Source organism: Sinorhizobium arboris LMG 14919 (assembly GCF_000427465.1).
Lineage (GTDB): Bacteria > Pseudomonadota > Alphaproteobacteria > Rhizobiales > Rhizobiaceae > Sinorhizobium > Sinorhizobium arboris.
The window spans coordinates 724,138-739,591 of record NZ_KE386497.1 but is presented as its reverse complement, the minus strand read 5'-3'; the positions used below and the strand labels follow the sequence as shown (position 1 = coordinate 739,591).

The window sequence follows — 15,454 nt, the reverse complement described above, 5'->3', positions numbered from 1 at the left end:
GGCTACGCCGGAGTCCGCCATGGATGACAAGGAAAAGTTTGCGCTCCTTTACGATCGAGCGCTGTCCCTGGAGGAAGCCATCAAAGACCTCGATTATGAAATCGAGCGAACGGTCCATACCGTCGCAGCCGGCACAACCGACACCGGCCAAGCCATGTCCTTCCTGCGCGAGAGGCAAAATCGCCAGTCCGGGTTTATGTACGACCTCGGCAAGCTGGAAGCGCAGATCGCAGACCTTGAGAACCGTATTCGGGAGCAAGACGAGCGTGATGCAGAGCGCCAAGCCGTGCAGGCCTGGCAGACGGACGTGCCATCGGCTCGGGAGGATCATCTCGACTGGCTGCGGCCGATCCTTGATGCACCGGACACACCTCAGGAGCAGGATCAGGGCGATCGTCACCACCATTATGAAGGTGAAGAGCGGATGCTAACGGAAATGCACCGCGAAGACCGGGACCGGAAGACTATCTTGATTGGTGGAAGCGTTAGAGCCACGAAGCTTTGCTCAGAGCCGGATATCTTTCGTAGCGTACGCAATGTCGCCTGCCTTCGGCTGCACCATCGTTCGCCCTAAGGGCACGTCGTCCCGCCTCGGTAGCAGCGGAATGCGTTTGAGATAGGTCTCCGCTTCGAGAGCCGACCGTCGCTCCTCCAGCGTCGGATGCGTAGAAAAGAGCGAGCCGGAGGCTCGGCCACGGAACATGAGGCGAGCGTGTTGACGTTCGAAGGCGCTCATTTCCGGGCCGTTATGCCGTCTTTCCAGTGCGGCGATCATGAGTTCCTTACTCCTAAGGGTAGCGCCGATGGCGTCGGCCCAGTATTCGCGTTTGCGCGAGAGGCGCAGCACGAAGAGTTCCGACAGCCAGGTTAGGGTCCAACGACCCCAACGCTGAAGGGTATTGGAGAAGCCAAGATACCAGACCAGCGAGCTCTGGAATGATCGGGCCAATCCCATGCGGCGCATATCATTGTTGGCGATATGCCCCAATTCGTGGCCGATAATCGCATTCACTTCGGCCTCACTCAGGGAATCGATCAGTGGCTGGCCGATCACGACAAGGGCGCTGTTGGCATGAGCGCCGATAGCATAGGCCTTCCATTCATACAGCTTGCTGCTCAGGGTCTCCTGCAGGACCTTCAGTCCACGCTGCGCATCCTTCTCAAGGATGGCGCGCGCCGCGTCGGCAGATGGCGGAAAGGCTTCCATCTCCCTCGCGATTTTAAGAAGATTGGCACCCTTCAGGGAAAGATTGGCACCCTTCAGGGATGCCATTTGGCAGACAGTTGCCAGTGTCCGGCGGTGCCGCGGCGCCTTGTAGCGTACGAACATGATGACCGCCGTCATGAAGCCGACCGCGTCTTCGGCAAAAAACGACGGCGACTTCGGATCACGCGGGAACATTTGCTGCGCGATGGAGCGCGCATCTGCCTCCCGGCGCACCCGACTGACGGGATCAAAGCGATGGACGGGCTTGCCTGAACCTTCGTCCAGGGGAGCGATCCAGTACACCGGCCCCAACCTGCTCCGCCGTTGCGAGGTGGCCTCGAACAGCTCTCCCTTGGGGTCCAACACAACGCAGCTGCCCTGATAGCGCAGCAGGTTGGGTATGATCGTGGTTTTGCCCTTTCCCGATCGTGTCGGGGCGATGGTCAGGAGATGACCGTCACCATCCCAATGGACAAAGCCGGCTGGGGTGGCCTCGGCGTCGTCGCTGAACGTTCCAAGCAGGAGGGACCGTGGACTGTCAAAATGCATCCCTGTTCCGAAGGTATGGCTGGAGATCCGACGAAGACGGCCATTTGGCCGAGCCGTAAAGCGGCGGCGGATCTATAAGCTGGCGCTCGCGCTCCCGGCGGTCGGCAAGATCACGCTTGGTCCGCTCGATAATGGGTCGTGGATCGCGGCCGGCACGGACTGCCGCTTCGACGGCATCGGCGACCTCGGGACCGTAGAGTTTCTCGGCCCGACTCCTCGCCGAGCGGGCCATCAGGTGTCGTCCCGCCTTGAGACCCCATTGTCCCCATTTTAGCGCGCTTGAGAAATCGCGTTCGAGATCACCGAACGGATCAAACTTATTAGTCACACTCTTGCCCCAGCTCAACTATGGCGAGAATAGCAACCTAGAAAATCAACGGGATTTCAACGCACAGGCGGTGAACGCTACCGCAAGGCAGCCAAATGCATAAGGGCGGAACCGCCATGCATCGAGGCTGCCATGAACACCGCTCACGCGTGAACACGCGCGGTGGGCATGAACAAGACGACAGCCGTATCCACGGCTGACGCAAACCGGTCACAGCCTCCGAAACCGGAGGCGTCAGCTGTAAATGCGTGTTGAAGCGACCGAACGGGGAGCGGGAAAAACACAAACAGAGATCTTGTCATGCAGATGCGAAGCGTCCCATAGTCCGCGCAGCAAAGGGGGAGACATGCCGACCGTCTTTTTTTCATATTCGCACGCAGATGAGGGGCTGAGGGATCAACTCGAAAAGCAGTTGTCCATGCTCAAACGACAGGGCGTGATTGAGACCTGGCACGACCGCCGCATCGGCGCCGGCGAAGATATCCATCGTGCGATTGACGATCACATCAATACGGACGACATCATCCTGCTGCTCGTCAGCGCCGACTTCATAGCCTCGGATTACTGTTACGACATCGAAATGCAGCGTGCGATGGAGCGCCACCACAGCGGTGAAGCCATTGTCATTCCCGTCATTCTTCGGGCATGCGACTGGCACCACGCGCCGTTTGGAAAGCTGAATGCGGTTCCTCGGGACGGCAAACCGATCACACAATGGCCCGATATCGACGAGGCCTTCCTGCAAGTCGCCAAGGCCGTGCGCGAAGCAGCTGGGCGGGTAACCCGAACGGTCTCGGCTCCGCCTGCACGGGCCGCTGCGGCTGCTACGCCTGCGGCGTCGCCAGCTCCTCAATCCCTCGGCCCGCGGTCGAGCAATCTGCGGCTCGCGAAGAGCTTCACTCAAAGGGACAAGGACCAGTTCAAACACGACACGTTCGAATACATTGCCCGTTTTTTCGAGAACTCCCTTAAGGAGCTTGGCGAGCGAAACGCCGGTTTCGAGGGCGTTTTCCGACGGGTTGACGCGAACAGGTTCTTCGCCACCATCTACCGCGACGGCAAGGATGTGGCACGGGGCACCGTCTATCTGGGTGGGGAGACGTGGGGACGAGGCATCAATTACGTTCACGGTGAGACGACCAGCAGCAATAGCTCGAATGAGTCCCTGAACGTCGAGGCCGACGATCAGACGCTCTACTTGACAAGTATGGGCATGGCGTCGTTTGGGCGGGATCGCGATCAGAAACTTTCACAAGAAGGGGCCGCCGAACTGCTATGGGCGATCCTTATCGCCCCTCTTCAGGGGACGCGCTATTAAGGGAAAGCATATGCTGTCACCGAATGAATTCACGATCGGCACGCTGGGGAGCGCCGCGCCTCTCAGCCTTATCCTGCCACGAACGAAATACGAGGCGACCATGCTGGTCGGCCATGTCGACAAAGCGCCTGCGGCTGTCTTTCTTTCAGGAGAGTTTGCTTTCCGATACTTTCCGAGTACGGCAAACGACAGTTGGCGAGGCCTTATTATTCCGGGTGTCCGTGTAGAGGTGGACGAGACCAGTGTCTTCGATCCGGGCCAAACCTCGGCTCCCTTGGGCGCGGCTATCCGAACCGGTACGCGTCTTGCCATACGGGTAAAGAGCGAGCATTCCCTCGGCGGATCATCCGCCGTTACGCTTCACGACGAGCTGGCATCGGCCGGAGATCTTGGCGCGGGGTTCACGAAGTGGCAGATCGTCATCGGGGAGGGTCCGACGAAGCGGGTGCTCTGGCAAAAATCCGACGAGGGTGAAGCCGCTAAATCATCCGCCTGATTTCGGCGCCCAACGGCGCCAGGTCGCCGCTGAAGCTCCGGATCATGGCGTCCAGAAACCGCTTCGGCTCCAGCTTGCTCTCGTCGAGCTCGTACCCCGCATTGCGGGTGAGCATCGTCAGGAAGACCAGTTGGATGCGGCCGTTGCCTTCGCGAAATGGATGAATCGCGTTGATCTCCGCGAGAAACCAGCTTGCGCCTTCGGCGAAGGCATCCTTGCTTTCCGTCCTGGCAAGGTGGTCGCGAGCGGCCAGTTCGGCAAATAGGCGATTGGCTTCCCCTTCAATATATTCCGGATAGCAAAACCAGTTCTCACCCTTGCCGGTGCGGATAGTCCGTGTTTGCCCGGCCCATTCATAAACGTCCTGGAAGAAGTGTCGGTGTAACGCGCGATAGTGGGCGAAATCCAGATTGCCGTCCGGAAGCGCTTCCCGCGCACGGGAATCGAACATTAGTTGCTCGAACTCATCCAGCTCGTTCTGATCCTGAATATCCGCCCTGTTGCGCAGCACATGGGTGCCGGGATAGCACAGCGGATCTTCGACGGCATTGTAACGGACCACCCGTCAGCCCTTCTTAAAGGCCTTGACGATCTCGCTACGGTAGGCGTCACCCTTGAGGCCGCTCGCGGTCAGCTTCTCCGAAAGCGCCTTTGACGCGGCATTCATCTTCAAGCCTTCGACCTGGGCGAATTTCGCGGCCTTCTTGCCGCCAATGGGCTGCGTCACGAACTTGCCTGTCACGGCCGAGCGGGCTGTTTTCAAATCTTTTTTCATGACTCACCTTACCATCGTCGCGGAACGGTTGCCTACTTCTTTATGGCGTGCCGCAGGAACAGGTCCTGCCAACTGCCTTGGCCGGTATTCCGCCTCTCTCCTGTGCTTCCTGACGCAGAACACGGCTTGCCTGAGGGGAAGGCGAATTGCCGAGAAATCCGCCGGTCGCCGGCGGCTCACTCGATCGTCGATCGAAGGCTTGTTCTTACCCGTCATGGAATTTGTTCTGGAGCTTAGGATGGGTCTCGCCGTGTTTCCCGCCCTGGTCGATACCCGTACCCCTGCTGGCCGGATTGGTCGCCAAACTGGGCTAATCCGTGCCGCGCTCAATGGACCTTCCGCCGCAAGCGGTTTCCCGAGAACGCCATTGCCCGCGCCCCGTGGTGATCAGCCCTGACATTCGGCGACCGGCCGCAGAGGAAAACACCAATGGCGAATACCAACACACCTAAGGCTCCCACCCACGAAATCTTCCATGTCGGTGGAATTACGCCGGATGCTGGATAGTTTGAAGCCTGGCGATGTTGTGCTGGCGACGACGACCGACCGAGTTGCCCGCGATCCGTTGGACCTGCTGAATATTCTCGATGCGGTGAAGGCATCCGGTGCCGGCATGAGGCTTCTGGACGAGCCGTTCATCGACACCACGTCTGAAATGTCCGACCTGATTCTGTTCATCGTCGGCTGGGCGGCCCGGTGGCATCGCAAGAGAATACTAGAGAACACGGCGCATGGCCGTGAGCTGGCGCGTCAACGCGGGGTGAAATTCGGACGGAAGCCCAAACTTGGACCGCGTGAAAGGGAAGAGATTGCTGGCCGCCGGGCGCTCGGTGAGCCATGTTCGCAAATTGCAACGGCTTTTGGAGTAAGCGAGAGCACGATATCGCGGATGCCCAAATGGCTGAACTTAGGGTGATTTTTTGCAACCCATCCTCTTCCGCCACTTTAACAAAGGTCTATTTCACCGTCACGCGAGACGAGCCGTGCCGTCGTTGTCTCCTTCAACGTTTCGCTTCCCGCAAAAGACGCGTACATCCCATTTGACAACTTATTGTTTTAATGCACATATGCCCTAAGTTTCGGGGGTTTTTTGAGGGCGTTTGAATGAATCCCTTGCTTGGAATTGCGATTGCATTGGTTCCTGACCTCGTCAGATTGCTTGCTGGAGACAAAGCCGGGGCGTTTTCCGAGAAGGTAACCAATGCCGTCAAAACGGTGACCGCGACCAGCGATGACAAGGCGGCGCAGGCTAAAGTTGATGCTGATCCCGCGTTGAAGGCGCAACTCCAGAAGGAGCTTGCCGACATTGCGTTGAATGAGACTAAGGAACAGAACCGAGCCGAGGAAGCGAAGCGCGGTATCGAGCTTGAGACCTTGAAGGAAAAGTTTTCCGAAGCAGCACGCGAGCGAGAAGACTCCATGGCGCGTTTTCGGGAGGAAATGCAGAGCATCCAGGCTGCCAGGGCCTTCTATAGTGACATCGCGCGTTCGGGTAGCGCCGTTGCTTGGGTCAATCCGGCGCTTTCGGTTGTAATCACATTTGGTTTCCTGGCGATCGTATATCTGCTGCTGTTCAGCCCTCCCGCTGAGACAAAGGACAACCAAGTCTTCAACATTGCCCTCGGCGCACTTTCCACGGCCTTTGCCACTGTGATCGGTTTTCATTTCGGTTCATCTGCGGGATCGAAACAAAAGGACGTGAATACAGCAATCCTGGCTGAGCGAGCGGTTCAGAGGGAAGAAGGCCGAGGTCCGTCTGGATCGGCCGAAGGGGGTCATGCACGAGGAACTGCAGCGAGGGCCGGGGAAAGAGGTGCTGCAACCGCTTCAGGTCTGGGTGAGCTCTTCGATCGTAAGGCTGCAGGCATCATCGAGGAGCTTATGGCGGATTTTGCGATGACGGATTTTCAGGCTTGCGGAGTGTTGGGTAACGTCGGCCACGAATGCGATGGTTTTCGCCATTTTCAGGAAATCGGAGTACCGGCGCCAAACGGTGGTTGGGGCTGGTGCCAGTGGACAGGGCCGCGTCGCAGGGCATTTGAAGCATGGGCATCAGAGCGAAAATTTGCTTTCGACTCAGACGAAGCCAACTACGGCTTCTTGGCTCATGAGCTGAACTCTTCCGAGAAGAACGCTCTGGTTTCTCTCAAGAAGGCTGGCAGCTTGGAAGAGGCAACAAAGATTTTCATGGAAAGTTTTGAGCGGCCCGGTGTTCCTCATCTGTCCAATCGTCTGATTTGGGCAAAACGGGCGATGAAAGCCTACCGGGGGGCGTAAATGGGTATCGTTTCTGGCGCCGATGTTCTTTTCAAGCTCGCCCTTGCTGCGATTGCTGCTTATGTCAGCTACCAGTTTAGTGCGTTTAAGCAACAAAATGAGGATGTGAAGCTAGTCGTCGAGCTGGCATTTGCCAGCGAACCTCGTACTGCCACGGCTGGTGTTGTCCTGGCGGGCAAGTATGCCGAGTTGGAGCGTATCCCGCCGGAGCTTTACGCTTCGATTGTTGCTTCAGCAAATGTCGGCAACAATGCCAATCTCCGCGAAACCGCAAATGTGGGTGCCGATTCTCTTGCACAAAGAAATGAGGCAGTTGCAAAGCAGGTTACGCAGGCTCTCGACGCTCTGCCCATCCGTGTGTATTTCCACATTAGCCGAGAAGTCGACCGGGCCAAAGCAAAGGAAATCGAGACACTCCTGGAGGACTCGGGGCCTTCGTTCAGTTCACAACCAGTTATTGTTCCCGGAATCCAGTTTATCGACGCACCGAAACCACAAACTGAAGTGCGTTGCTTTAAGAAAGAAGAATGTGATCTCCTGGGCAACAGACTGCTAGAATTCCTCAAAACGAACAAGGTGCCCGCAGCGCTCAAGAACCTTAGCGCGACCTACCAGAACTCAACTCGCATCCGTCCGAATCATTTCGAGGTGTGGTTTGGCCCCCTCTCTTAGCCGAGTTACGGCCATCTTAAAGTGGCAGCAGCCGAGTTTTTGCCGTTTACGAACGCGGCAGAGTTGAGATGGGGGATATGAAACAACCAAAACAAAGGCAAGGACAGTTGGAGCGTGTATTGCATAGTCTGCAGCAGAGTGCTCCCGCGAGATCCCAACAAGAAGCCTGGGACACCATCTCGGATGTCCTGCAGCAGGTGGACGCTGTCGATAGCTCCGGAACGTCCTGGACGATTCCTGCGTTGAATGCTTCCAGCTCCCGTCCCTATGGAGACGGAGGCACGGCTCTTCGGCTGATTGGGCACCACATCTACATCAACTCCAATGGTGCCTACCGGATTGTTGATCTGAGCAGCGGTGAGCTGCTTCCCATTTTCGACAAAGCGAATGCGGCTGGCACCCGCTTTGCCGAGGTCCCAAGCTATAGGATGCCGCTCTGAAATGCCATCTTAGACGCAGCCTACCGTCAGTTGATGGCCAAGTTTACTTTCCTAAAGCCTGCGAAGTTGCCTGATGGGTCATATTCGACCTTGAAGACGCCTTGGCACTTCATGGGCGCTGGAGCCCCATTGTCGCTGGTAAATCCGCGCGTGGCTGCCAAGGTTTCCTTTAGCAAGCCTGTGATCGCTGTGATGTTCTCATTGGCTTTGCTGTCTACATCGGTGCTGAGGCTGGTGAGGTTCCAGCCATCATTGAGGGTGGGTGTTGCCTTGACTGCGCCCATACCGGCAGAAATCGTTATGGCATATTCCTCTGTTTTGTCGGGCAGATAGAATGGCCTCACATCGCATGTGACAGTCTTTTCCGTCCTGGTTTCGACAAGAGCTAGGTAGGGTGCAGGCCGCCAATACCGGATGCCTTGCTGATTGTGGGATGTAACGCGCTTGACCTGCACTCCGGCGCAGGAGGTCAGGGCCAGAGGGATGAGCATAAGGCACAGCAATGCACGCATAAAACGATTCCCCTCGAAATGGTGCAATGTGATTGAGGTGTGTATAGACGGGTACGCCCAACGTTCACGGCATTCACACGAGGGCTGCTTAAACCAGCCCGCGCTTTTTCTTCTCCCGGCGCATAATCTTGCCGAAAGCCTGTTCCCACCCATACGTATGAGGTAGCCGGTCGTATTCAGCGTCAGTGCCCCGGATAAGGTCCAGGCGCGACCTTTTAGAAACCTCCTGCCAATTATCATAGAGGACATAGAGGGCGTTTCCGTATTCCATGTTCTCAAAGACAACGAGATCATCAGCGTAGCGGGCGCCAATGTAGCTGCCGAAGGCACCGTTTCCACGCAGGAAGGCATTGGGCTTAAGGAGAGAGAAGAGCTTGACCCTCTCTGCGACCACGCCAGTCTTGCGGGCATCTTGTTTGCGCCCTGCGGTCAGTCGGCGAACGATTTCATCGTTAGAGCCGGGCGGGAAAATCTCCCAATCCAGCGATAGGGTCGAAATAATCTCTTCGGGTGAGGCATCCGCACTGTATATTCCCACAGACTCACAATTCTCCTGGAGGAGATTTAGCATGAAGAAGAGTTCTTCTTCATAGCCGTTCTGGGTGCGAAGAAGAGGCTGGTTGATCGCGAGCTGGTAAATCCCGCCGCCGCCAGCGCCGGTCGCCATCTTCAGGAGCTTGGTCGAAATCGTATAAAATCGAGGCTCGTGGAATTCGCGACGATAAACTTCCCTCTCATGAAAATGCAGATGCGTCCCGTACGTGGCTGCGTCGCCGAAGTTCGGTGTTTCCCAGTAAAATGTCTTCTTGATCTTCGGGAGGTCGGTGCGCTTTACCTCCCAGCCATCAACATTGCGCGTGGAATACATTCCCATATCTCTGGGAGGCAGTAGCTCCGATGGTTCATCCAATTCGCTAGGTGGAGCTAGATGGCTGAACCGGCCGGCTACATCCGCGGCTGAAAGTGTCTTTACCGTACCAACTATGAAGGCATCGGTAGTAAGCTGCTGAATCTTTGAAATTATTTCCTCAGGCACTTTCCTGAGATTTCTCTTCCAAGGTACGTCTCTGAACTGCATTACACCCTCCGCGCGACTCTAGGTCGTACATTCGCATGTCGTGGGACAGCGTCAAGGCGTTTGTGGCTGAAGTTACCTGCATCTGGCAGTCGGTGACAAAATCGTCATCAGCATGATGGCAAACTAGCCAACGGCGCTGTGTCTCTTCTCGTCGCGTTCTTCGCGGATGATATCGGCAGATTCGTTGACACTTTTTGGCGTTGTGGAGAGTCCTCTGTCTAAGTTCGGTGCTTTTCCAGATTGCCACATACTAGCAAGGGTTGAGTTTGTTCGCTAAGGTAAACCCATGAAAACACGATATGGATATGCAGGCATTCATGGGTTTGACCGCCAAACGGGGCTCAATATTCTCCTTGATGAGGTACATGTCGACCCATCTCAATGGTCTCTAGCGCCGCGTTACATGTCGTTTGCGCTCACCAATGCCTGTGAGCTTGCCTGCCCCTATTGCTACGCGTCTAAGATTCCGGCTCGACAACGGTTCGAGGATATCCTGCGTTGGGCCAAGGACCTTGATGCGGCAGGATGTTTTGGTGTCGGGTTTGGCGGCGGCGAGCCAACGCTGTATCCGAGGTTTGCCGAACTCTGTCGGGACGTTGCCCTGGAAACGAATCTCGCCGTCACCATGACGACGCACGGACACCGGTTCAGTGACGAACTCTCAGACAAACTCAGCGGCCACGTAAACTTTATCCGCCTATCGATGGATGGCGTTGGAGAAACGTATGAGCGCTTAAGAGGCCGTTCCTTTCCTTCTTTCCTGGAAAAGCTTGCGCTGGTCAGGTCAACGGCGCGCTTTGGCGTCAACTTTGTTGTCAACGACGAGACTATTGAGGACCTGCCGGAAGCGGCTGCTCTTGTCTTTGGTGAGGGGGCGGAGGAATTCCTGCTGCTTCCCCAAACCGGAACAGATGGCAAGCTCGCGATGGCACCGGAGACATTGCGGCGCCTCAAGAACTGGGTCAGCGATAACTACGAGCGCTGTCGTCTTGCAACTTCGGCGCATGGAGGTGAGGAGATCGATGCCCCGATGCTGATGACCAGCAAGCCTGAATATCAGACCTATGATTTCATGCACGTCGATGCGACGGGCACTCTCAAGATTTCGGCCTTTGCGGGCGAGGGGATCAGCCTCACGGTTGGCACATCGATTGTGGCTGCGATCCAAGAAACACGTAGCAAACAAAGTCAAATGGAGGAGTACGCTTAATGAAAATTTGGAACGGTTACGGCAGTGAGCATTCTGCCAATCTCGTAATCATCGGGAAATTCGCCGACGCATCTGCAGCACGCGACAATCTTGCCCTTTTTAATGAAGCGATAAAGGTGGCCCAGAGCGATTACGATTCCGGAAAATACAACAATGCGGCGCAGAAGAGGGAGTTTTCCGATGCAATGATGGATCTTTACCGTCGAACCCAGCTGTCACTGGGTTACACAGACCCTGAACAGCTTATCTATGAGTTCAACGCAAAGCAGGACGGCAACAAAGTCATCATTACGACCGAAGAAAATGACATTAATGCCGTGATCAAAATCCTGTTGCACGGCAATGCGAAAATCGAGGTCTATTCCGCGCATGATCACGATAGCATTTATGGCCGTCAGACGCGATCGTGATCGAAAAGCTCGCTGACGCCGCAGCTCAGTTCCGCCGGGCCATCCATTGGGTTGCAGGCTTTCCCAGCTGGAGCTTGTGGCGATGCTACGCTCCTGCCGGGATTTCACTGCTTAAAATGGGTGATCTTCCGACGCAACGTCCCAGTGCTCGAAGTCGCCCTCTAGATCAAGCTCCGGGTCCAGTTCTTCGAGACGGCGGGGGCCATCGTATCGACGGTCGAAGCGAGAAATGGGGTGGTTGAGATAATGTTCATCTAACACTTTGGTAAGCTTGAGTCGGGAATCTGAGCCACAACCTTGCGGACCTCTGCGCCGTCTTGTAGACAATGGTGTACTTGCGGGCGTCTTCTCTGGAAGCGCAAAATAACAGTGGCGCAGTTCCATAATACATATTATGCCACAATGTAATTGTATAACATAACGGATAGAGACAGACCGGCGCGAGTCCACCAAACTGGCGCCGCCAGCATAGAGGTATAGTAGAAGCCTCTCGTCGAGCATTTCCCCCGCCTTGAATGTCAGAAAAATATGCACTATTTTCTGACGCATGAGCAACTCTGTGACGTCGGTACCGGATCGGATCATGGGGCGCGCCCGCGCTGGCGGCCGCGGTGGCGTTTTCACGCCCAGTGATTTCCTGGACATCGCCGCACGAGCGGCAGTCGACCAGGCGCTTTCCCGTCTGGTCAAGGGTGGCAAGCTCCGGCGTTTGGCGCGAGGCCTCTACGACTTCCCGAAAGTCCATCCGCAACTTGGTCCCCTTTCGCCAGCCCCCGATGATGTCGCGCAGGCATTAGCGCGTGAGACTGGATCCCACGTACAGATTACGGGTGCGCGTGCAGCAAACGCGCTCGGTCTTTCGACGCAAGTTCCGGCAAAGAGCACCTATCTAACCGATGGTCCCTCGCGGCGTGTCGCATTGGGCAAGCGCGTGGTTGATCTGCGTCACGCCTCGCCCAAGCATCTCATCGCTCCGGGAAGCGCTGCAGGGACGGTCGTTCAGGCCCTTCGTCACGTGGGGGCGGTACGTGCCTGTGACGTTGCGCAGATCGCGGCGCGTCGTCTGTCGGCCAGCGACAAGAAGACACTCGCATCCACTGCTGTCCAAGCGCCTGCCTGGATGCGGCCGACGCTCGTCTCGATCGCCAACGCAGCGTCGGGTGAGGTCGATGGATAAGGTCGCTCTTCTTTCAGATCGCGATCGGGCGGCCCTGTTTGGCGAAACGGGTGCTGGCCGAGGCGTCGCCAATACGATCATCGAAAAGGACTTCTGGGTCTGCTGGACATTGAAGCGGCTTTTCGGACTGCAGGAGAAAGACGCGGCCACCCTTGTCTTCAAGGGTGGCACCTCCCTCTCCAAGGCGTTTGGTGCGATACGCCGGTTTTCCGAAGATATCGATCTCTCTTTCGATCGAGCGGATCTCGGTTACACGGGTGACCGCGATCCCGAGAAAGAAGGCATCAGCAAGAAACAGGCGAACAAACTCATTGAAGCCCTTGTGAGCGATATCGAGGAGCATATTGCCGAGAAGCTGCTTCCGGCTCTTCGGTCGGCGATCGTCGAGCAACTCGGGGAGCCGACGAAAGGCGAGTGGTCGCTGGAGATAGATGCCACCGACGCGCAGACGGTGAACTTCCACTATCCCAACGCGCTCGCCGCGACCGAATACGAGAGCATGGGATACATCACACCACGGGTGAAGCTCGAACTTGGCGCCCGCGGAGACCCTTGGCCGATAGAGAAACGGATAATCCGACCCTATGCGGCGGACGACTATCCCGGCTTCTTCGATAACCCCGACACCACCGTCATCGTCCTCTCTGCCCACCGCACCTTCTGGGAGAAGGCGACTGCGTTGCATGCCGAGGCGCACCGCCCTGCAGAGTCCCCCACGCCACAATATTTCTCGCGGCACTATTACGATCTCGCCATGCTGCTTGCCACGCACGAAGGCAAAGCCGCCGCGACCGATTTCGAGCTTCTCGCGCAGGTGGCCAAGCACAAGGCTACCTTCTTCCGTTCCGGCTGGGCTAGTTACGACACCGCCCGTCCTGGTACGCTACGGCTCCTGCCGGACAAAAACCGGATCAAGGACCTCCGCGCCGACTACAGGGCGATGGCCCCCATGATGTTCGATGACAGGCCGCCATCGTTCGACGAGATACTTACGACAATCGCGGCACTCGAAGAAACAACAAACAAATAGGCGATCCGCTGGGGAGGAAAGGTCCGTCGGACGCTAATTTTCACAGACTCCCGTAGCGGGTAAGGACCGGCCGAACAACCGGTCGTTCGCGGGATAAAGGCGCGTGCAGTCGAGCATCCTCAAGTGATCGAAGCTGTGTCGAGAAAGAATAAGGCGGCGACGCAAGTCGCGAAACTTTGATGAAGGTGACGGTCAAATTGATCTGACGTTTTCCGCCTTCGACTTTCCGGTCTTGCGGTCCTGGCCCAGCTCGTAGCTGACCTTCTGTCCGTCTCGAAGAAGCGCGGAGCCCTGCACCGCCGACACATGGACGAACACATCTGCCGCACCATTGTCAGGCGTGATGAAGCCGAAGCCCTTATCCTGGTTGAAAAACTTTGCCGTACCGGCTGCCATGAAATCCTAATCAGCCGCCGCTCGAAATGCGCAATGACGCCGAACACGTGGAAGATCAACTCACCGGCGGCCGAGGATGTGCCGATCTTCTCCTCGAGACTGAGAAGGTCGATCTGTCGCTCTCGCAGTATCTTCATCGTTTCCAAAAGCTCCGCCAGTGACCGTCCGAGCCGATCGAGCCGCACGACGGCGTGTCGCCGGGGCGGGTCAGCAGCTCGGCTAGGCCGGGACGGTCCATGCTCTTGCCTGATCTGATGTCGGTGAAAACCCTGGTGGCGCCGGCCTGTTCGAGCCGCATCGTCTGGCCAGCGACATCCTGATCACCGGTCAATACGCGCGCGTAGCCGAGAATTGCTCCCATATTCCTGTCTCGCTGAGGCAGGTCGGCAAGCACCCGCGGAGTGCGGCCGCAGGATGTCGACGGACATGATCCGCGTCGTAGTTTCGCATGGGCCCATGGTCCCCAGCGGTGGCGGCCGCCTTGCTGAGGTGCTGAGACGGGTCGCAAGCTGAAACTTAGGGATTGCACTAGGCCGCATGGTCTCGCGGTAACAGCGGATCACCAGCATTCGGCTGATCAACTAGTGCGTGGCCACGCCCTGATCCTTGGTGTCCGTCAGCGTGGGGCGGACGTCAACGAAGCCAATTTCGAACAATCGCGACCTCTCAGCGGCTTTATGGGCAAGGCTCTGCCATGCATCACGTATCGTGCGCGCGGCCCCGACGAAGACCTGATCGGCTCCGGCATTCTCCATTTCGACGAGCAGGGTTCCGAGCCTGCCGATGCAGTCGTCGATGTGACCTCGAAGTTGCGAGACCTGGTCGAGAGTGACCGCTGGGTGCGCTAGCATCCTGGGCACCATTGCCGCCGCGCGTCTTGCCAGGTCCCCTTCGCCCAAGAGAGTGTCTTGCCAGTCGTAAGTCATCATGGCTGCTCCTCGTCCGTGAGGAAGCATCGCCGCTTGGTAAACCCTAGTCAAGACGGACCCAGCATGACCCAGAGCGCGGCATAGCTGCCTGGGCGCGTCGTCTTTGAATACCTTGTCTCGAAGGACGAGCCGATCGGCCGATCGAATTCTTCAGCGCTTCCACGAGGGCGTGCATCCGCCGCGTCTTGCGGGCACACTCGCAGCCGCTCGCACGATACAAGACGAGGAGCGGCTCGAACGGGTATGGGAACGCTGCCCTGCGGCTCTTTGGCGACGCCCGTGCAGCAAACCGCGCACGGGTCAGACTTCCCCTATCAAAGGAGGCGAGCGGCCGGGTGCCTCCGTCAACAACGCTCAGTTCACCGAACGAGCGCGAGAGCGGCGCCTAGCAGTTACTTTTTATCAGCGAGTTTCCGGCATCTTCGCGAGCGAGGCAAACGTGTGACGAGTTCGGTCTGGTGAGGAACTGGTAAGAGACGCGACGCTTGGTTCTTGAGCGAGACGGATACCAGTGCGTCTCGTGTTCCACGAAGCTGAGTTCGAGCAACGCCGATGTCCATCATCTCCTTCCGAGATCGATGGGCGGCTCCGACGCGCTCTCGAACCTTGTCACCCCGCCTCCGATCCTTGCCTTCACTGCGACTGCGGGA

At 57.2% G+C, this 15,454-nt stretch carries 20 protein-coding genes and 1 pseudogene; 11 read left to right on the top strand and 10 right to left on the bottom strand.

What is annotated here, in order from left to right; translation table 11 throughout:
* Positions 1-19: 19 nt before the first annotated feature.
* Positions 20-574 (top strand): hypothetical protein, encoded by a 555-nt coding sequence (locus SINAR_RS1000000136270; protein ID WP_234710708.1) that lies wholly within the window; start codon positions 20-22, stop codon positions 572-574.
* Here the strand turns inward: SINAR_RS1000000136270 and SINAR_RS1000000138085 are convergent.
* On the bottom strand, positions 506-1,756 hold the full coding sequence (locus SINAR_RS1000000138085) for a M48 family metalloprotease (RefSeq protein WP_234710707.1): 1,251 nt from the start codon (positions 1,754-1,756) through the stop codon (positions 506-508). The two genes, SINAR_RS1000000136270 and SINAR_RS1000000138085, sit on opposite strands and share 69 nt — an antisense overlap.
* Positions 1,746-2,084: a hypothetical protein gene (locus SINAR_RS1000000138080; protein ID WP_234710706.1), complete on the bottom strand. Its 339-nt coding sequence runs from the start codon at positions 2,082-2,084 to the stop codon at positions 1,746-1,748. Before SINAR_RS1000000138080 ends, SINAR_RS1000000138085 begins: the two co-directional genes overlap by 11 nt.
* A 346-nt stretch (positions 2,085-2,430) precedes the next feature.
* Here SINAR_RS1000000138080 and SINAR_RS0132475 point away from each other — a divergent pair, with 346 nt between their 5' ends.
* The gene (locus SINAR_RS0132475; protein WP_028002890.1) at positions 2,431-3,402 is read left to right on the top strand and encodes a TIR domain-containing protein; all 972 of its coding nucleotides are present in this window, start codon (positions 2,431-2,433) and stop codon (positions 3,400-3,402) included.
* Positions 3,403-3,412: 10 nt separating this feature from the next.
* Positions 3,413-3,898: a hypothetical protein gene (locus tag SINAR_RS0132470; RefSeq protein ID WP_028002889.1), complete on the top strand. Its 486-nt coding sequence runs from the start codon at positions 3,413-3,415 to the stop codon at positions 3,896-3,898.
* Here the strand turns inward: SINAR_RS0132470 and SINAR_RS0132465 are convergent.
* A complete protein-coding gene (locus SINAR_RS0132465; protein WP_028002888.1) occupies positions 3,882-4,460 on the bottom strand; it encodes a Fic/DOC family protein in 579 nt (192 codons plus the stop codon). The genes SINAR_RS0132470 and SINAR_RS0132465 overlap by 17 nt on opposite strands.
* Positions 4,461-4,463: 3 nt before the next feature.
* Positions 4,464-4,673, bottom strand: a complete 210-nt coding sequence (locus tag SINAR_RS0132460) for a hypothetical protein (protein ID WP_028002887.1) — start codon at positions 4,671-4,673, stop codon at positions 4,464-4,466.
* A 475-nt stretch (positions 4,674-5,148) separates the two neighbouring features.
* Between SINAR_RS0132460 and SINAR_RS01000000134515 the strand changes: the two genes are divergently transcribed.
* The 4 genes from SINAR_RS01000000134515 (at position 5,149) to SINAR_RS0132440 (ending at position 8,062) form a co-directional block, all read left to right on the top strand.
* Positions 5,149-5,589: a recombinase family protein gene (locus tag SINAR_RS01000000134515; RefSeq protein ID WP_084617854.1), complete on the top strand. Its 441-nt coding sequence runs from the start codon at positions 5,149-5,151 to the stop codon at positions 5,587-5,589.
* A gap of 188 nt (positions 5,590-5,777) precedes the next feature.
* A complete protein-coding gene (locus SINAR_RS1000000134860; protein WP_050577647.1) occupies positions 5,778-6,950 on the top strand; it encodes a phage tail tip lysozyme in 1,173 nt (390 codons plus the stop codon).
* A complete protein-coding gene (locus SINAR_RS0132445) occupies positions 6,951-7,622 on the top strand; it encodes a hypothetical protein (protein WP_028002886.1) in 672 nt (223 codons plus the stop codon).
* Between the two features lie 77 nt (positions 7,623-7,699).
* Positions 7,700-8,062, top strand: coding sequence for a hypothetical protein (locus tag SINAR_RS0132440; RefSeq protein WP_150852079.1), 363 nt, complete (start codon positions 7,700-7,702; stop codon positions 8,060-8,062).
* Positions 8,063-8,088: 26 nt separating this feature from the next.
* Here the strand turns inward: SINAR_RS0132440 and SINAR_RS0132435 are convergent, their stop codons facing one another.
* Together SINAR_RS0132435 and SINAR_RS0132430 are read right to left on the bottom strand one after the other, a co-directional pair.
* Positions 8,089-8,574 (bottom strand): hypothetical protein, encoded by a 486-nt coding sequence (locus SINAR_RS0132435; RefSeq protein WP_028002884.1) that lies wholly within the window; start codon positions 8,572-8,574, stop codon positions 8,089-8,091.
* 88 nt (positions 8,575-8,662) lie between these two features.
* Positions 8,663-9,652 carry a hypothetical protein gene (locus SINAR_RS0132430; protein ID WP_028002883.1) on the bottom strand — a complete coding sequence of 330 codons (990 nt, stop codon included), beginning with the start codon at positions 9,650-9,652 and terminating at the stop codon, positions 8,663-8,665.
* A 286-nt stretch (positions 9,653-9,938) separates the two neighbouring features.
* Here SINAR_RS0132430 and SINAR_RS0132425 point away from each other — a divergent pair, with 286 nt between their 5' ends.
* The 4 genes from SINAR_RS0132425 (at position 9,939) to SINAR_RS0132405 (ending at position 13,479) form a co-directional block, all read left to right on the top strand.
* The gene (locus SINAR_RS0132425) at positions 9,939-10,862 is read left to right on the top strand and encodes a radical SAM protein (protein WP_028002882.1); all 924 of its coding nucleotides are present in this window, start codon (positions 9,939-9,941) and stop codon (positions 10,860-10,862) included.
* On the top strand, positions 10,862-11,272 hold the full coding sequence (locus SINAR_RS0132420) for a DUF6375 family protein (RefSeq protein WP_028002881.1): 411 nt from the start codon (positions 10,862-10,864) through the stop codon (positions 11,270-11,272). Before SINAR_RS0132425 ends, SINAR_RS0132420 begins: the two co-directional genes overlap by 1 nt.
* 583 nt (positions 11,273-11,855) lie before the next feature.
* Positions 11,856-12,449 (top strand): DUF6088 family protein, encoded by a 594-nt coding sequence (locus SINAR_RS0132410; protein WP_028002879.1) that lies wholly within the window; start codon positions 11,856-11,858, stop codon positions 12,447-12,449.
* Positions 12,442-13,479, top strand: coding sequence for a nucleotidyl transferase AbiEii/AbiGii toxin family protein (locus tag SINAR_RS0132405; protein ID WP_028002878.1), 1,038 nt, complete (start codon positions 12,442-12,444; stop codon positions 13,477-13,479). The genes SINAR_RS0132410 and SINAR_RS0132405 overlap by 8 nt, the downstream gene beginning before the upstream one ends.
* Positions 13,480-13,671: 192 nt before the next feature.
* Here SINAR_RS0132405 and SINAR_RS0132400 read toward each other — a convergent pair whose 3' ends face one another.
* From SINAR_RS0132400 to SINAR_RS0132385, 4 genes and pseudogenes are all read right to left on the bottom strand, one after another.
* Entirely contained in the window at positions 13,672-13,875 is a 204-nt protein-coding gene (locus SINAR_RS0132400) for a cold-shock protein (RefSeq protein ID WP_028002877.1), read from the bottom strand.
* A 65-nt stretch (positions 13,876-13,940) separates the two neighbouring features.
* Positions 13,941-14,012: pseudogene (locus SINAR_RS1000000138665) on the bottom strand (recombinase family protein); the annotation flags it as partial.
* Positions 14,009-14,236: a recombinase family protein gene (locus tag SINAR_RS1000000138660; protein WP_028002876.1), complete on the bottom strand. Its 228-nt coding sequence runs from the start codon at positions 14,234-14,236 to the stop codon at positions 14,009-14,011. The pseudogene SINAR_RS1000000138665 and the gene SINAR_RS1000000138660, both read right to left, overlap by 4 nt.
* Before the next feature lie 220 nt (positions 14,237-14,456).
* Positions 14,457-14,804 (bottom strand): hypothetical protein, encoded by a 348-nt coding sequence (locus tag SINAR_RS0132385; RefSeq protein WP_028002875.1) that lies wholly within the window; start codon positions 14,802-14,804, stop codon positions 14,457-14,459.
* Positions 14,805-15,454 lie beyond the last annotated feature (650 nt).

Excerpts from the sequence above, each read along its gene's own strand:
- SINAR_RS01000000134515 (WP_084617854.1), top strand. The coding sequence starts at position 5,149 with ATGTCGGTGGAATTACGCCGGATGCTGGATAGTTTGAAGCCTGGCGAT.
- SINAR_RS0132440 (WP_150852079.1), top strand. The coding sequence starts at position 7,700 with ATGAAACAACCAAAACAAAGGCAAGGACAGTTGGAGCGTGTATTGCAT.
- SINAR_RS0132475 (WP_028002890.1), top strand. The coding sequence starts at position 2,431 with ATGCCGACCGTCTTTTTTTCATATTCGCACGCAGATGAGGGGCTGAGG.
- SINAR_RS0132435 (WP_028002884.1), bottom strand. The coding sequence starts at position 8,574 with ATGCGTGCATTGCTGTGCCTTATGCTCATCCCTCTGGCCCTGACCTCC.
- SINAR_RS1000000138085 (WP_234710707.1), bottom strand. The coding sequence starts at position 1,756 with ATGCATTTTGACAGTCCACGGTCCCTCCTGCTTGGAACGTTCAGCGAC.
- SINAR_RS0132385 (WP_028002875.1), bottom strand. The coding sequence starts at position 14,804 with ATGATGACTTACGACTGGCAAGACACTCTCTTGGGCGAAGGGGACCTG.
- SINAR_RS0132420 (WP_028002881.1), top strand. The coding sequence starts at position 10,862 with ATGAAAATTTGGAACGGTTACGGCAGTGAGCATTCTGCCAATCTCGTA.
- SINAR_RS1000000136270 (WP_234710708.1), top strand. The coding sequence starts at position 20 with ATGGATGACAAGGAAAAGTTTGCGCTCCTTTACGATCGAGCGCTGTCC.
- SINAR_RS0132445 (WP_028002886.1), top strand. The coding sequence starts at position 6,951 with ATGGGTATCGTTTCTGGCGCCGATGTTCTTTTCAAGCTCGCCCTTGCT.
- SINAR_RS1000000134860 (WP_050577647.1), top strand. The coding sequence starts at position 5,778 with ATGAATCCCTTGCTTGGAATTGCGATTGCATTGGTTCCTGACCTCGTC.
- SINAR_RS0132425 (WP_028002882.1), top strand. The coding sequence starts at position 9,939 with ATGAAAACACGATATGGATATGCAGGCATTCATGGGTTTGACCGCCAA.
- SINAR_RS0132460 (WP_028002887.1), bottom strand. The coding sequence starts at position 4,673 with ATGAAAAAAGATTTGAAAACAGCCCGCTCGGCCGTGACAGGCAAGTTC.
- SINAR_RS0132470 (WP_028002889.1), top strand. The coding sequence starts at position 3,413 with ATGCTGTCACCGAATGAATTCACGATCGGCACGCTGGGGAGCGCCGCG.
- SINAR_RS0132430 (WP_028002883.1), bottom strand. The coding sequence starts at position 9,652 with ATGCAGTTCAGAGACGTACCTTGGAAGAGAAATCTCAGGAAAGTGCCT.
- SINAR_RS1000000138660 (WP_028002876.1), bottom strand. The coding sequence starts at position 14,236 with ATGGGAGCAATTCTCGGCTACGCGCGCGTATTGACCGGTGATCAGGAT.
- SINAR_RS0132400 (WP_028002877.1), bottom strand. The coding sequence starts at position 13,875 with ATGGCAGCCGGTACGGCAAAGTTTTTCAACCAGGATAAGGGCTTCGGC.
- SINAR_RS0132410 (WP_028002879.1), top strand. The coding sequence starts at position 11,856 with ATGGGGCGCGCCCGCGCTGGCGGCCGCGGTGGCGTTTTCACGCCCAGT.
- SINAR_RS0132405 (WP_028002878.1), top strand. The coding sequence starts at position 12,442 with ATGGATAAGGTCGCTCTTCTTTCAGATCGCGATCGGGCGGCCCTGTTT.